This is a genomic window from Brevundimonas sp. (assembly GCF_036405315.1).
GTDB lineage: Bacteria > Pseudomonadota > Alphaproteobacteria > Caulobacterales > Caulobacteraceae > Brevundimonas.
The window spans coordinates 1-12,422 of sequence record NZ_DASWXW010000212.1 but is presented as its reverse complement, the minus strand read 5'-3'; the positions used below and the strand labels follow the sequence as shown (position 1 = coordinate 12,422).

General features: G+C 69.7%; 16 protein-coding genes, 2 pseudogenes and 1 riboswitch. Of the genes and pseudogenes, 15 read left to right on the top strand and 3 right to left on the bottom strand.

The features are described from left to right. A pseudogene (locus VGE49_RS13150) lies at positions 1 to 663 on the bottom strand (phosphomethylpyrimidine synthase ThiC); the annotation flags it as partial. 68 nt (positions 664 to 731) lie between these two features. Next, positions 732 to 841: riboswitch (TPP riboswitch) on the bottom strand. 56 nt (positions 842 to 897) lie between these two features. Here VGE49_RS13150 and VGE49_RS13145 point away from each other — a divergent pair. The 5 genes from VGE49_RS13145 (at position 898) to VGE49_RS13125 (ending at position 4,699) form a co-directional block, all read left to right on the top strand. Continuing rightward, on the top strand, positions 898 to 1,350 hold the full coding sequence (locus VGE49_RS13145) for a GNAT family N-acetyltransferase (protein WP_331034991.1): 453 nt from the start codon (positions 898 to 900) through the stop codon (positions 1,348 to 1,350). A 248-nt stretch (positions 1,351 to 1,598) separates the two neighbouring features. Continuing rightward, positions 1,599 to 2,258: a cysteate racemase gene (cuyB, locus tag VGE49_RS13140; protein WP_331034990.1), complete on the top strand. Its 660-nt coding sequence runs from the start codon at positions 1,599 to 1,601 to the stop codon at positions 2,256 to 2,258. Between the two features lie 71 nt (positions 2,259 to 2,329). Further along, positions 2,330 to 2,869, top strand: a complete 540-nt coding sequence (locus tag VGE49_RS13135) for a Rid family hydrolase (RefSeq protein ID WP_331034989.1) — start codon at positions 2,330 to 2,332, stop codon at positions 2,867 to 2,869. A 40-nt stretch (positions 2,870 to 2,909) separates the two neighbouring features. Then, positions 2,910 to 3,860, top strand: coding sequence for a nucleoside hydrolase (locus VGE49_RS13130; RefSeq protein WP_331034988.1), 951 nt, complete (start codon positions 2,910 to 2,912; stop codon positions 3,858 to 3,860). Beyond that, the gene (locus VGE49_RS13125; protein ID WP_331034987.1) at positions 3,857 to 4,699 is read left to right on the top strand and encodes a ribokinase; all 843 of its coding nucleotides are present in this window, start codon (positions 3,857 to 3,859) and stop codon (positions 4,697 to 4,699) included. The genes VGE49_RS13130 and VGE49_RS13125 overlap by 4 nt, the downstream gene beginning before the upstream one ends. A 45-nt stretch (positions 4,700 to 4,744) precedes the next feature. Here VGE49_RS13125 and VGE49_RS13120 read toward each other — a convergent pair whose 3' ends face one another. Next, entirely contained in the window at positions 4,745 to 4,954 is a 210-nt protein-coding gene (locus VGE49_RS13120) for a hypothetical protein (RefSeq protein WP_331034986.1), read from the bottom strand. A gap of 122 nt (positions 4,955 to 5,076) precedes the next feature. Between VGE49_RS13120 and VGE49_RS13115 the strand changes: the two genes are divergently transcribed. After that, the gene (locus VGE49_RS13115; RefSeq protein WP_331034985.1) at positions 5,077 to 5,850 is read left to right on the top strand and encodes a YebC/PmpR family DNA-binding transcriptional regulator; all 774 of its coding nucleotides are present in this window, start codon (positions 5,077 to 5,079) and stop codon (positions 5,848 to 5,850) included. Positions 5,851 to 5,869: 19 nt separating this feature from the next. On the opposite strand, the gene VGE49_RS13110 is transcribed toward VGE49_RS13115, so the two are convergent. After that, positions 5,870 to 6,532, bottom strand: coding sequence for a hypothetical protein (locus tag VGE49_RS13110; protein ID WP_331034984.1), 663 nt, complete (start codon positions 6,530 to 6,532; stop codon positions 5,870 to 5,872). 146 nt (positions 6,533 to 6,678) lie between these two features. Between VGE49_RS13110 and VGE49_RS13105 the strand changes: the two genes are divergently transcribed. The 9 genes and pseudogenes from VGE49_RS13105 to VGE49_RS13065 all read left to right on the top strand — a co-directional run. After that, a complete protein-coding gene (locus tag VGE49_RS13105) occupies positions 6,679 to 7,365 on the top strand; it encodes an MgtC/SapB family protein (protein ID WP_331034983.1) in 687 nt (228 codons plus the stop codon). A 92-nt stretch (positions 7,366 to 7,457) separates the two neighbouring features. Then, positions 7,458 to 7,976: a crossover junction endodeoxyribonuclease RuvC gene (gene ruvC / locus VGE49_RS13100; RefSeq protein WP_331034982.1), complete on the top strand. Its 519-nt coding sequence runs from the start codon at positions 7,458 to 7,460 to the stop codon at positions 7,974 to 7,976. Further along, on the top strand, positions 7,973 to 8,596 hold the full coding sequence (ruvA, locus tag VGE49_RS13095; protein ID WP_331034981.1) for a Holliday junction branch migration protein RuvA: 624 nt from the start codon (positions 7,973 to 7,975) through the stop codon (positions 8,594 to 8,596). The genes ruvC and ruvA overlap by 4 nt, the downstream gene beginning before the upstream one ends. Before the next feature lie 148 nt (positions 8,597 to 8,744). Next, positions 8,745 to 9,773, top strand: a complete 1,029-nt coding sequence (gene ruvB / locus VGE49_RS13090; protein ID WP_331034980.1) for a Holliday junction branch migration DNA helicase RuvB — start codon at positions 8,745 to 8,747, stop codon at positions 9,771 to 9,773. A 233-nt stretch (positions 9,774 to 10,006) separates the two neighbouring features. After that, a complete protein-coding gene (locus VGE49_RS13085) occupies positions 10,007 to 10,408 on the top strand; it encodes a hypothetical protein (protein WP_331034979.1) in 402 nt (133 codons plus the stop codon). A gap of 3 nt (positions 10,409 to 10,411) precedes the next feature. Further along, on the top strand, positions 10,412 to 10,867 hold the full coding sequence (gene ybgC, locus VGE49_RS13080; RefSeq protein ID WP_331034978.1) for a tol-pal system-associated acyl-CoA thioesterase: 456 nt from the start codon (positions 10,412 to 10,414) through the stop codon (positions 10,865 to 10,867). A gap of 122 nt (positions 10,868 to 10,989) precedes the next feature. Further along, a complete protein-coding gene (gene tolQ / locus VGE49_RS13075; protein WP_331034977.1) occupies positions 10,990 to 11,748 on the top strand; it encodes a protein TolQ in 759 nt (252 codons plus the stop codon). A 3-nt stretch (positions 11,749 to 11,751) separates the two neighbouring features. Continuing rightward, a complete protein-coding gene (tolR, locus tag VGE49_RS13070; RefSeq protein ID WP_331034976.1) occupies positions 11,752 to 12,213 on the top strand; it encodes a protein TolR in 462 nt (153 codons plus the stop codon). Positions 12,214 to 12,218: 5 nt separating this feature from the next. Further along, positions 12,219 to 12,422 (top strand): annotated as a pseudogene (locus VGE49_RS13065) (hypothetical protein); the annotation flags it as partial.

Genomic DNA, 12,422 nt, shown 5'->3' with positions numbered 1-12,422 from the left:
GACGAACTCAGGCGTCACGAAGTCGGGGATCGAGGCGCCGAAGTCTTCGCCGTCGCGGATGCAAGGCGCGTTCTGCTCGCGGCGCAGGTTCTCGCGGATGGCGACGTATTCCATCTCGGGCGTGATGATGCCGGCCTGGGCGTATTCGTACTGGGTGATGGGACGGCCCTCGACGCCCTTGAAGACCTGATGGTTGGAGACGTCGAAGCGGGGGGCCAGGTGCTTGCCGCTGGCGTGGCCGTTGTCCTCGGGCTTGACCTCGCGCGGGTTCAGGACGGGGGCGATGTCGCCGCGGTCCAGCTGCCAGCTGGATTTGACGCGGGGCAGGCCCTTCTTGATGTCGATGGTCACGGCCGGGTCGGTGTAGGGGCCGGAGCTGTCGTACATCGTCACCGGCGGCTCGTTGGCGCTGGGGTGGACGGCGACCTCGCGGAAGGGAACGCGGATGTCGGGGAAGAGCTCGCCCGCCACATAGACCTTGACGCCGCCGGCGCGCGGGCCGGTGGGGATGCGGCCGTGTTCGGCGGCGACCTGCTGGCGGGCTTCGGCCAGCGGCAGTTCCACGTTGGGCTCATTATGCTGGAGGCTACCGCTCGCGACGCGGTCGCTCGCTGCTTGAGCCTCGGGCTCAATTTCGGTCGTCGGCGTGACGTTGATGTTCATGGCGGCCTCTGTGCTTCAAGAGGTCCGCCGACGTCGGGCGAGGCGGTCCCCTGACGTAAAGCCGCCGGAGACCAAAGCGTTTCCCATCCCTTCGCCGGCATGACCCGGATCAGGTTCGACGGGTCAGAGGCAATACCTCAATCTCAGCCGCTCGATTGCGACCCCCCGGAGAACGGCGCGACCCTAGCCCGTTTCGGGGGTAGGTCAAGCGAGGCGGGCGTGGCAGGAAGGGGAATGATCCTTTCCCGAACCTATCGGCTCGAGGACATGGCCGGCTGCCTGGCCCTGTTCGACAGCAATACGCCGCGCTTCTTCGACGCCAGCGAGCGCGACAGCTTTGTCGGCTTTCTGCAGGATCAGGCCCTGCGCTGGCCCTATCAGGTGATCGAGCTGGACGGGCGCATCGTCGGCTGCGGCGGCCATGCGGTGGAGCCGGACGGGGTCAGCGTGGCCCTGTGCTGGGGCATGGTCGACAACGGCCTGCACGGACAGGGGCTGGGGCAGGTGCTGACCGAGGCGCGGATCGCGGCGGCGCGGGCGACGCCGGGGATCAGCCGCGTGATCCTGAACACCAGCCAGCATACCCAGGGCTTCTACGCCCGCTTCGGCTTTCAGCCGGAGAAGGTCACGCCCGACGGCTTCGCGCCCGGCATCGATCGCTGGGACATGGTGCTGACGCTGGATTGAAGGAGAGAGGGGGAAGGGGGGCGGCCCGGCTTCTCAGTCGGGGGGGCGTTAAGGCCGGGCCGCCACAGACGACATCGGGGTTGGGGGGCGTCCGATGTGTCCGATGCAATAACAACAGACCCGAAACTTGGTTCCGCAAGAATTCGCGCGTTCACCATGATTGTTGAACGGGGTTTGCTGAACCGGCGTTTTCACCAGGCGGAGCCAGGTTGAAAGATGAATTTTCGAGCGAGCGACAGGCGGGCGGCATGAAGATCTTGGGCGTTCTGGGCGGCATGGGGCCGGCGGCGACGGTGGCCTTTCTGGCGCGTGTCCAGGCCCTGACCCCGGCGACGGGGGACGAGGACCACATCCGGGTCCTCGCCGACATCAACCCCCAGGTGCCGAACCGGCACACCCAGCCCGAGGCGGCGGGGCGGACCCTGGGCGAGATGGCGGCGCGGTTGAAGGCGGCGGGGGCCGAGGTCCTGGCCATGCCGTGCAATACGGCCCACGCCCATGCGGGCGCCATCCGCGCGGCGGGCCTGCCCTTCATCGACATGGTGGTCGAGACGGCCAGGGCGGCCAAGGTCGGCGGCGCGCGGCGGGTCGGGGTGCTGGCCACGCCCGGCGGCGAGGCCCTCTACGCCGGGGCCCTGGCGGCGGAGGGCGTGGAGATGGTGCGGCTGTCCGAGGCCGATCAGGCGCGCTTCATGATGGTGGTGTTCGGGGTCAAGGCGGGCGACGTGGGGCCGGAACAGAGGGCGGCCATGCGCGACCTGGCCGAGGCCCTGGTCGCGGCGGGGGCGCAGGGGATCATCGGCGGCTGCACCGAGGTGCCGTTGTTGCTGGACGCGGACGATGTGGCGGTTCCGCTGACGGACTCGGCGGAGGTGCTGGCGCGGGTCTGCGTCGCGGCCTGTCTCTGACAAAAGCTTAAGTTGCCGTCGCGGCGAACAGGGCGAACTCTTGCCGTTTCGGAACTGCGAGGGGTTTCAGCATGAGCCTGTGTCTTCGTTTCGGCGTCGCCGCCGTCCTGGCGCTGGGCGTGGTCGCTCCGGTCGCGGCGCAGGAGGCCGCCTATCCGCAACGTCTGGCAGCGCCGGGCGGAGAGGTTATCATTCCTTCGGCCGGGCAACGAAGAGCGCATGACGAGATCGGCTATGCGCCCGCGCGCCGGGTCGGGGACGTCCTCTATGTGTCCGGGCTGGTGGTGTTTCGCGCCGAGGGCGAGGGCGATGACGTGGCGGCCTTCGAAGGGCAGGTGCGCCGCGCCCTGCGCCAGTTGAACCAAACGCTGCGGGCGGCGGGCGGCAGTCTGGACGACGTGGCCATGCTGAACACCTTCCACGTCTGGGACGGGCCGGGGTTTTCCGGCACGCGCGACGAGCAGATCGCCGTCCTGTCCAAGGTCTGGCGCGAGTTTTCGCAGGGGCCGCGCCCGGCCTGGACCGCCGTGGGGACCAGCGGCCTGCTGGGCGGCGAGGGGAGCATTGTCGAGATCCAGCTGATCGCCCATTCGCCCGCGCCGCGCGATTGAGACGCTTGCGGCGCCCGCCCGGCCGGGGCAGGGAAGGGGTGTGAAACAGTCTCTCATCATTGATTGCGACCCCGGCGTGGATGACGCCACGGGGCTGCTGACCGCCTTCGCCTCGGATGATCTCGACCTGCTGGCCGTGACCACGGTGGGGGGCAACGTCAGCGCCGGGAAGACCGCGCGCAACGCCCGCATCCTGCGCCAGATCGCCGGGCGCGAAGACGTGCCGGTCTTCATCGGGGCCGAGCGGCCGCTGAGGCGCGAGCCGGCCGGGGCGGGCGAGTTCCACGGGGCCGAGGGGCTGGGCGACCTGGAGCCGTTCGAGCCGGATGTACCCGTGGGCGAGGGGACATCAGGGCAGGCCATCGTGCGGCTGGTGATGGCGCGGCCCGCGGGGTCTGTCGCTCTGGTCGTCATGGGGCCGATGACCAATCTGGCGCTGGCCATGCGGGACGAGCCGAAGCTGGCGGCGCATCTGGGGCCGGTGGTGGTCATGGGCGGGGCGCGCAGCGAGGGCGGCAACATCACGGCCAGCGCCGAGTTCAACATCTGGGTCGACCCGGACGCGGCGGCGGAGGTCTTTGCGTCCGGCTGCCGCATGATCGTCATGGGGCTGGACGCCACCCATCAGGTGCGGGCGACCGAGGAGCGGATCGCGGCTGTCGAGGCCCTGCCGACCGCTTCGGCGCGGGCGTCGGCGGCCATGTTGCGCTTTTCGCAGCGGATCGAGCGCGAGATCGTCGGCTGGGACGCGGGGCCGCTGCATGATCCCTGCACCGTGGCCTGGCTGCTGAAGCCCGAGCTGTTCGAGCTGGCGCCCTGCCGCATCGCGGTGGAGACTGAAAGCGATCTGACGCGCGGGCATACGGCGGTGGAGTTCCGCGTGGACGCCGCGACCGCCAATCATTTCTGGGCGACCAGAGCCGATGCGGATGGGATCTTCGCCCTGATCGCAGAAAATCTGAGCCATGCCAGTGGAGGAATGGGGGCATGAGGATCACCGTCGTCGGCTCGATCAATCTGGACATCGTCGCTTCGGCCCCGCACCTGCCCGCGCCCGGCGAGACGGTGACGGGGGCCAGTCTGGCTCGTCACCCGGGCGGCAAGGGAGCCAATCAGGCCCTGGCGGCCAGGCGGCTGGGGGCCGAGGTCAGCCTGATCGGGCGCGTGGGCGAGGACGAGATGTCGGGCGCGGCCGTGGCCCTGATGTTGGCGCACGGCGTCGATCTGTCGGGGGTCGAGACGGACATCGCGGCGCCGACGGGGGTGGCCCTGATCGCGGTCGACCCATCGGGCGAGAACCAGATCGTGGTCGCCGCCGGGGCCAATCATCTGGTCACGCCGGAACAGCTGCCGTCGCGGATCGAAACGCCGCTGATCGTCCAGCTGGAGCTGCCGATCGAGACGGTCGAGGCGGCGGTAGGCCGGGCGACCGACTTCGTCTGCGCCAACCTGGCGCCCGCCGCCCCGGTATCGGAGGCCCTGCTGCGCCGCGCCGACCTGATCGTGGTCAATGAGACCGAGGCCGCCTTCTACGGCGAGGCCCTGCACGTCGGCGGCGGCAAGGTGGTCGTGACCAAGGGCGCGCGCGGGGCGGTGATGTATCAGCACGGTGTGGAGACGGCCTGGGCCGTGCCGCCGCGCGTGCACGCCGTCGACGCGACGGGCGCAGGCGACGCCTTCGTCGGGGCCATCACCGTGGCCCTGCTGGACGGCATGACGCCGGACGACGCCCTGCACTTCGCCTGCGCGGCGGGGGCGCTGGCCGCGACCCGGCAAGGGGCGCAGCCGTCGCTGGGGACGCGGGCCGAGGTGGAGGGGTTGCTGGCTTAACCCGATCCTCCCCTGCGAAGCGGGGGAGGATTGTCGATAGCGTTCCTAGCGTTCGTCGTACCGGCGCAGCAGGACCAGGGTTCCGACGGCGGTCAGGGCCCCCAGGGCGAAGGCCGCGACCAGGGAGCCGGTGGCGGCGGCGGTGGAGACAGTGACCGGACGCTTGGCGTACCACTCGACGATTTCGCCTGCGTGGGCGTGGTCGAGGCCCTCGTCATAGGCGTCGTCCAGATAGGTGTCGTCGGCGGCGGCCATAGGCGTCTCCATATTGCCTGCGCTAAATCCCCGGCGCGGTCGGGCGGTTCCCTGTCGTGACAGAGGATCGCACATCCAGTAAAGGGCGCGCCTCACGTTTCAGAAATCTGGCAGCGAGATTCATGGCCGGCCACTCGAAATTCAAGAACATCATGCACCGCAAGGGCCGCGCCGACGCCCAGCGTTCCAAGCTGTTCTCCAAACTGTCCCGCGACATCACCGTCGCCGCCAAGTCGGGCATGCCCGATCCGGCGCTGAACCCGCGCCTGCGTCTGGCGGTCAACAACGCCAAGGCCGAAAGCCTGCCCAAGGACGTCATCCAGCGCGCCATCAACAAGGCCTCGGGCGGCGACGTCGATACGATGGAAGAGGTCCGCTACGAGGGCCGGGGCCCCGGCGGCGTCGGCATCATCGTCGAGGCCCTGACCGACAACCGCAACCGTGCGGCCTCGAACATCGGCGCGGCCTTCAAGAAGAACGGCGGCGCCCTGAGCGAGATGAACTCGGTCGCCTTCATGTGGGATAAGGTGGGCCAGATCATCTACAAGGCCGAGGCTGGCACCGAAGACCAGGTCATGGAGGCCGCCATCGAGGCCGGCGCCCAGGACGTCGAGAGCGACCTGGTCAAGCCGGACATCTATGAGGACGCGCCGGGCCACACCATCTGGACCGCCTATGAGGACCTGAACGAGGTGGCCGAGGCCATGTCCAAGGTGCTGGGCGACCCGAAGTCGACCGCCATCGTCTGGAAGCCGCAGTCGGAAGTGCCGGTGACGGGCGAAGCCGTCGGCGCCCTGTTCAAGCTGCTGGACGCGCTGGACGCCGAGGACGACGTCTCGTCGGTCTATTCCAACGAAGACATCTCGGACGAAGACGCGGCCAAGTACGCGGGCTGATCGTCCCTGGGCCTGCCCCCTACCGGGGGCAGGTCTCCATCCAGTCCTGATCCGGCTCGACGGCCCTGAGGTCGTTGAGCGTCGGGATGTTGCGTTCGGCGTCGGCGCTGACCGTGATGGAGGACATGGCCGAGGCCGTCGGCGCCTCGCGGCGATAGACGGTCAGGGCGAAGGGAGCGGAGTCGGGCGCCTCGACGCGCCAGACGCTGTTGGTCTCGCCCGCGCCATAGGCGTAGCAGCCGATCGGATCGACGTTCGCGCCGCGCACCCGCAGCGCCTCGACCGGATCAAAGGGCACGGGCTCGCCCGTCGCCGACCAGTTGAAGATGATCCGCGTCGTGGGCGTGCGCGTCGTCTCGACATTGAGGTCGGCCAGCCGGCCTTCCGAGGCAGAGCGCCAGCGAACCATCGAGGCCCGCGCTCGCACGTCGGCGGGATCCAGCGCCGACGGGGTTCCCGCCGCGAACAGCGACAGAAGCGCATCGACCATCTGGTTGGCGCGGGTGATCTTGGGCCATTGCTCGGCGCAGGCGCCCTCGGCGTAGCTCGCCATATTGGCGGTCCGGGCCAGGGCCAGGGTGCAGCGGTCCATGAACTGCTCGCGCGTTTCCTGGGCGGCGGCGGGCGTCGTCATGAGGCAGGGCAGGCAGGCGAGGGGCGCAACGAAGAGGGCGGCGCGCATGGCGGCTTCCTTTCGGCTATCGCAGATTTTCAAAGGATGCGCTTCGAAGGGCGATGCAGCAAGCGTGGCTTGATGCGGAAGGCGACGCGGTCCACGGTGGGCGGTCCTGTGCAGCTTGAGAGGCGGACATGACGGCGGCTGGAGCAATGGACTGGGCCCTGATCGCCCCGGTGGCGGCGGCGATGGTCGCGGGCGGCCTGATCGGGATCGAGCGGACCTATCATGGGCATCCGGCCGGGTTCCGCACCCATATCCTGGTCTGCATGACCTCCTGCGTCCTGATGCTGGCGGCCATGCATCAGTCGACCTGGGCCTTTGTCGCCCTGCCGGATCAAAGACTGGTGATCGACCCGACCCGGATGGCGCACGGCATCCTGACGGGCATCGGCTTCCTGTGCGCCGGGGTCATCTTCCGCGAAGGCTTCTCGGTGCACGGCCTGACCACGGCGGCGTCGCTGTGGACCACCTCGGCGGTCGGGGTGATGTTCGGGGTCGGGATGTGGGACCTGGGCCTGATCGCCGGGGGCGCGACCCTGCTGGTGCTGGCCATCCTGCGCTTCCTCGACGCCCGCCTGCCGCACGTGGGGGTGATGGACGTGACCCTGCGCTGGACGCGCGGGGCGGCGCCGGGCGAGGCGACCCTGCGCGGGCTGCTGGCCGACAGCGGGCTGAAGCCGGTGCGCATCGGCCATGTGGTCAGCCATGATGGTCTGATCCACGAACATCACATCAAGGCCCGCGGCGCCATGCCGCTGAACGTCGCCGGCCTGTCGACGCGGCTGGGCGAGCAGGCGGGGCTGGCCGGGTTCTCGGTCATGCCGCGAGACGATTGAGGGGGATCGGGCTTCTCCTCCCCACGCATGGCGAGGAGGGAAGTCGAGCCGGTCATTGTTCGCTAACCCTCTTTGGGGCATGACTGGAACGAATGACGAACGTATCGACTCGAATCCTGGGGCTGGACCCCGGTTTGCGCCGCACCGGCTGGGGCGTGATCGAAAGCGAGGGCAGCCGCCTGCGCTGGATCGCGCACGGGGTGGCAGCCCCGCCGGAGAAGGCGCCCTTTCCCGAACGGCTGCTGCATCTGCTGGAGGAGGTCGGCTCGATCTGCGCGGCCTATAGCTGCGACGAGGCGGCGATCGAGGAGGTCTTCGTCAACATGAACGGGGCCTCGACGCTGAAGCTGGGTCATGCGCGGGCGGCGGTCATGCTGGCGCCTGCAAGGGCGGGCTTGAGCGTGGCGGAATACGCGCCGAGCCTGGTCAAGAAGGCCGTGGTCGGGGCGGGGCAGGCGGACAAGAGCCAGGTGGCCTTCATGATCAAGCGGCTGCTGCCTGCGGCGGGCGAGGTGAAGGCGGACGCGGCGGACGCCCTGGCGGTGGCGATCACTCACGCGCACCATCGGCGGAGTCTGAGTTTGACGGCGAGTTTGAGGGGCGCGGCATGATCGGACGACTGCGCGGGGTTCTGGCCGAGGTCGGGGAGGCGGAGTGCCTGATCGACTGCGGCGGGGTGGGCTATGTCGCCGCCTGCGGGGCGCGGACCCTGGGGCGTCTGCCGGCGCCGGGCGACGAGACGACGCTGTATATTCACAGCCAGTGGAGCGAGGACGCGGGGCCCCGTCTCTACGGCTTCCTGACGCGGGACGAGCGGCGGGCCTTCACCGTGCTGCTGGCCATTCAGGGCGTGGGGCCGAAGGCGGCGCTGAGCGTGCTGGACGTGCTGCCGCCGGGGGAGCTGGCCAGCGCCGTGGCGCGCGAGGACAAGGCGGCGGTGGGCCGCGCCAATGGCGTGGGGCCCAAGCTGGCCTTGCGCATCGTCACCGAACTGAAGGGCAAGCCGCTGGGCGACGGGCATTTTGCGCCGAACGCGCCGGGCGTTCACGCCGAGGTCGCCGCGGCTCCGCCGCCGCCGAGCGTGACGGGCGAGGCGGTCGCGGCCCTGCTGGGGCTGGGCATAGCCGAGATCAATGCGCGTCGGGCGGTGGATCAGGCCCTGATCCGGTTGGGGGACGAGGCGGAGTTGCCGGCGGTGATCCGCGCGGCCCTGCAGGAGCTGGGGCGGTGAGGGTCAACATCCGCTCATCCCCGCGGAGCCGGGGACCCGGTGCTTTGGCTAGGGAATGCTGCGTCGGCTATGCAGGCGCCATGATTGGAGCTGTGCGCCTTGTCGCTCAAACCTGGGTCCCCGCCTCCGCGGGGCTGAGCGGTGAAGCATGACTGAGCGTCTGATCTCGGGCGACGCCGCCCCCGGCGAGAAGCACGACCGCGCGCTGCGGCCTCAGACCCTGTCCGAGTTCGTCGGCCAGTCGGCGGCCAAGGGCAATCTGAAGGTCTTTATCGACGCGGCGAGAGGCCGGTCCGAGGCGCTGGATCATGTCCTGCTGTTCGGGCCTCCCGGTCTGGGCAAGACGACGCTGGCGCAGATCGTCGCGCGCGAACTGGGCGTGGGCTTTCGAGCCACCTCCGGCCCGATCCTGGCCAAGGCGGGGGATCTGGCGGCGATCCTGACCAATCTGGAGCCGCGCGACGTCCTGTTCATCGACGAAATTCACCGCATGGCCCCGCAGGTGGAGGAGATCCTCTATCCGGCGATGGAGGACCATGTGCTGGACCTGATCATCGGCGAGGGGCCGTCGGCGCGCAGCGTGCGCATCGACCTGGCGCCCTTCACCCTGGTCGGGGCGACGACGCGGGCGGGGCTGCTGGCCACGCCGCTGCGTGACCGGTTCGGCATTCCGCTGCGGCTGGAGTTTTATACGCCCGAGGAGCTGACGGCGGTGATCCGGGGGGCGGCGCGCAAGATGGGCGCGGTCATCACCGAGGACGGGGCCATGGAGATCGCGCGCCGGGCGCGCGGCACGCCGCGCATCGCCGGGCGTCTGCTGCGCCGAGTGCGCGACTTCGCCGACGCCGAGGGGGGAACGATCGACCGGCTGGCGGCGGCGCGGGCCCTGGCGCGGCTGGAGGTCGACGAGGCGGGGCTGGACAGTCTGGACCGGCGCTTCCTCAAAGCCCTGATCGAGAACTACGGCGGCGGGCCGGTGGGCATGGACACCCTTGCCGCCGCGATCGCCGAGGCGCGCGACGCGGTCGAGGACGTGATCGAGCCCTATCTGCTGCAACAGGGCTTCATCATGCGCACCCCGCGCGGGCGGGTGGCCTGCGCCCGGGCCTATGAGCACCTGGGGTTGGAGGCGCCGAAGGTTCAGGCGGCGCCGCCGCCGGATTTGTTCGGGGGATAGGGCGTTCTTCCTTCTCCCCTTGAGGGAGAAGGTGGCCCGTCAGGGCCGGATGAGGGGTGTCGGCGCAAGGTCTGATGGGAAGCGATGAGGGAACTTCTTCGCACCCCTCACCCGTCCGGCTTCGCCGTCCACCTTCTCCCACAAGGGGAGAAGGGCCAAGCGCAAGTCGTTCGCAAAAGGACTTCACCCGCCCGCCAAACCCGGCCATGCTGCGGCGCGAAGGGAGACGGGCGATGGCGCGAAGCGGGATCGGGACGGACCAGAAGATCGCCGTGCTGGGCGCGGCGGTGCTGCTGCTCGGCGCGCTGAGCCTGGTCGCCGTCAGTCAGGGGGCGCGCTTCGGGTCCAAGCAGGCGACGCCGGCCGAACGGGCGCTGACCCAGGTCAGGGCCCAGATGGGGCCGGACGCCGAGGTGCGTTATCTGGAAAACGGCAAGCGCCGCGCCGTCTGCGGCTATGCCGGGATCGCGGGACAGCGGCAGGCCGTGGCCTTCGTCTCGCGGCCCAACCGCATCCTGATGGGCGACGATCCCCTGGGCGCCGAGTTCGCGGACATGAAGGCGCAGTTCTGTCCCGGCTTCAATCCGCCCGCGCCGACAGCTAAGGCTTCGGCGACGACTTCCGCTCAGGGCTGACCGATGACCGACCTTCCCACCGCCGGCCGTTTCGACGGGCAGGACCACCTGCTGCCGGTGCGGGTCTATTACGAGGACACCGACTTCACCGGCCTGGTCTATCACGCCAACTATGTGCGCTATTTCGAGCGGGGACGGTCGGACTTCCTGCGGCTGGCGGGCGTCGGCCACGTCGAACTGCTGGAGCAGGACGAGCCGCTGGCCTTCGTGGTGTCGGACCTGGCGATCAAATACCTCAAGCCGGCGCGGATCGACGACGCCCTGGTGGTGCGGACGCGCTATGAGGCGATCAAGGGGCCGCGCCTGATCATCCGCCAGACGGTCGAGCGCGACGGCGAGGCGCTGTGCCGGGCCGACGTGGTGGCGGTCTGCATCCATATGGACGGGCGGCCGCGGCGGCCGACGAAGCGGTTGATCGAACTGTTGACGCCCTGGCTGTCGGGTGAAGCCTCGCAATAACGCGCTTGTCAGAGGCGCCCCCCGTGACGCCGGGGCCGACGCCCGCTAGACCCCGCCATCAAACCGCCACGTCCGCCCGTTCGATAAGGCGGGACGACCCGGATCTGACCCAAGGACGCCGTATGACTCCGCCCGCCGACGCCTCGCTGCTGAATCCCATCGAACTGTTCATGACCGCCGACTGGGTGGTGAAGACGGTCATGGTCGGCCTGGCCGCGGCCTCGGTCTGGTCCTGGACCATCATCATCGACAAGGCGGTGCGCTTCGCCCGCATGAACGCCCGGGCCAGCGAGTTCGAAAAGCAGGTCGAGAGCGGCCGATCGCTGGAAGACGTGGCGGCCCAGGCCGGGGCCCAGCCCGCCGATCCCCTGCCGCGCATGCTGGTGCTGACGCTGCAGGACTGGCGCGAGGCGCGGGCGCGCGGGGCCATGACGGACACGCAGGGGAACATGCTGATCGCCCGCATCGACCGGGCGCTGGATTCGGTCATCGCCCGCGAGAGCCAGAAGATCGAGAACGGTCTGGGCGTGCTGTCGGTGGTGGCCACGGCCTCGCCCTTCATCGGCCTGTTCGGCACGGTCTGGGGCATCATGAACGCCTTTGACCGCATCGCCGCGGCGGGCAACACCAATCTGACGACCGTGGCCCCGGCCATCGCCGAGGCCCTGTTCGCCACGGCCATCGGTCTGGCGGCGGCCATCCCGGCCTATATCGCCTTCAACGCCTTCTCGGTGACGGCGGGCAAGTTCACCGGGCGTCTGGAGGCCTTCGCCGACGATCTGCAGTCGGCCATCGCCCGTCGTCTGGGCGCGCCCTCGGCCCCGCCGCCGCCGCCGCCCTCGTCCTCTGGGGCCGACCTGAACCTGCGTCGGGGCGCCTGATCCATGGCGATGGGTGGAGGAGGCGGAAGCTCTAGCGGGCGCGGTCGTCGCCGCGCGCGCAAGCGGCCGCTGAGCGAAATCAACGTCACGCCGCTGGTCGATGTCATGCTGGTGCTGCTGATCATCTTCATGATCTCGGCCCCCCTGCTGACGGTCGGCGTGCCGGTGGAGCTGCCCAAGACCGAGGCCAGCGCGGTGGAGACGACCGACAAGCCGATCACGGTCTCGATCGATCAGAACGGCGCCATCTTCATCGGCGAGAGCGAGGTCCGCTGGGAGAACCTGGCGCTGCGCGTGGCCGAAGAGGGCGGCGAAAAGGCGCGCGACAAGGCGGTCTTCATCCGCGCCGACGGCCGCGCGCCCTATCAGGCCGTGGCCCGCGTGATGGCGCGCCTGAGCGCCGCGGGCTTCACCAAGCTGAACCTGATCACCGACACGGCCGCTGACGAGACGGCGGAGGGCTGACGGCTTTGCGTCGACCCAGTCCCGCCATTGTCGGATCGCTCGCGCTGCACGCCGGCGTGGTGGCGCTCGCCCTGGCGTCATGGTCGTCCAAGGAGGACGAGCCCAAGCCGCTGGTGAACTCGGTGCCGGTGTCGATCGTGTCCGAGACGGTGATCGCCGCCGCGCCCGCCGACAACCCGCAGCCCGAGCCCTCGCCTGAGGACGGCGCC

Bases quoted from the DNA above. Each gene is read 5' to 3' on its own strand.
- ruvB (WP_331034980.1), top strand. From the start codon at position 8,745: ATGACTGAGCGTCTGATCTCGGGCGACGCCGCCCCCGGCGAGAAGCAC.
- VGE49_RS13135 (WP_331034989.1), top strand. From the start codon at position 2,330: ATGAGCCTGTGTCTTCGTTTCGGCGTCGCCGCCGTCCTGGCGCTGGGC.
- ruvA (WP_331034981.1), top strand. From the start codon at position 7,973: ATGATCGGACGACTGCGCGGGGTTCTGGCCGAGGTCGGGGAGGCGGAG.
- cuyB (WP_331034990.1), top strand. From the start codon at position 1,599: ATGAAGATCTTGGGCGTTCTGGGCGGCATGGGGCCGGCGGCGACGGTG.
- VGE49_RS13115 (WP_331034985.1), top strand. From the start codon at position 5,077: ATGGCCGGCCACTCGAAATTCAAGAACATCATGCACCGCAAGGGCCGC.
- VGE49_RS13125 (WP_331034987.1), top strand. From the start codon at position 3,857: ATGAGGATCACCGTCGTCGGCTCGATCAATCTGGACATCGTCGCTTCG.
- ybgC (WP_331034978.1), top strand. From the start codon at position 10,412: ATGACCGACCTTCCCACCGCCGGCCGTTTCGACGGGCAGGACCACCTG.
- VGE49_RS13120 (WP_331034986.1), bottom strand. From the start codon at position 4,954: ATGGCCGCCGCCGACGACACCTATCTGGACGACGCCTATGACGAGGGC.
- tolR (WP_331034976.1), top strand. From the start codon at position 11,752: ATGGCGATGGGTGGAGGAGGCGGAAGCTCTAGCGGGCGCGGTCGTCGC.
- VGE49_RS13145 (WP_331034991.1), top strand. From the start codon at position 898: ATGATCCTTTCCCGAACCTATCGGCTCGAGGACATGGCCGGCTGCCTG.
- VGE49_RS13110 (WP_331034984.1), bottom strand. From the start codon at position 6,532: ATGCGCGCCGCCCTCTTCGTTGCGCCCCTCGCCTGCCTGCCCTGCCTC.
- ruvC (WP_331034982.1), top strand. From the start codon at position 7,458: ATGACGAACGTATCGACTCGAATCCTGGGGCTGGACCCCGGTTTGCGC.
- tolQ (WP_331034977.1), top strand. From the start codon at position 10,990: ATGACTCCGCCCGCCGACGCCTCGCTGCTGAATCCCATCGAACTGTTC.
- VGE49_RS13085 (WP_331034979.1), top strand. From the start codon at position 10,007: ATGGCGCGAAGCGGGATCGGGACGGACCAGAAGATCGCCGTGCTGGGC.
- VGE49_RS13105 (WP_331034983.1), top strand. From the start codon at position 6,679: ATGGACTGGGCCCTGATCGCCCCGGTGGCGGCGGCGATGGTCGCGGGC.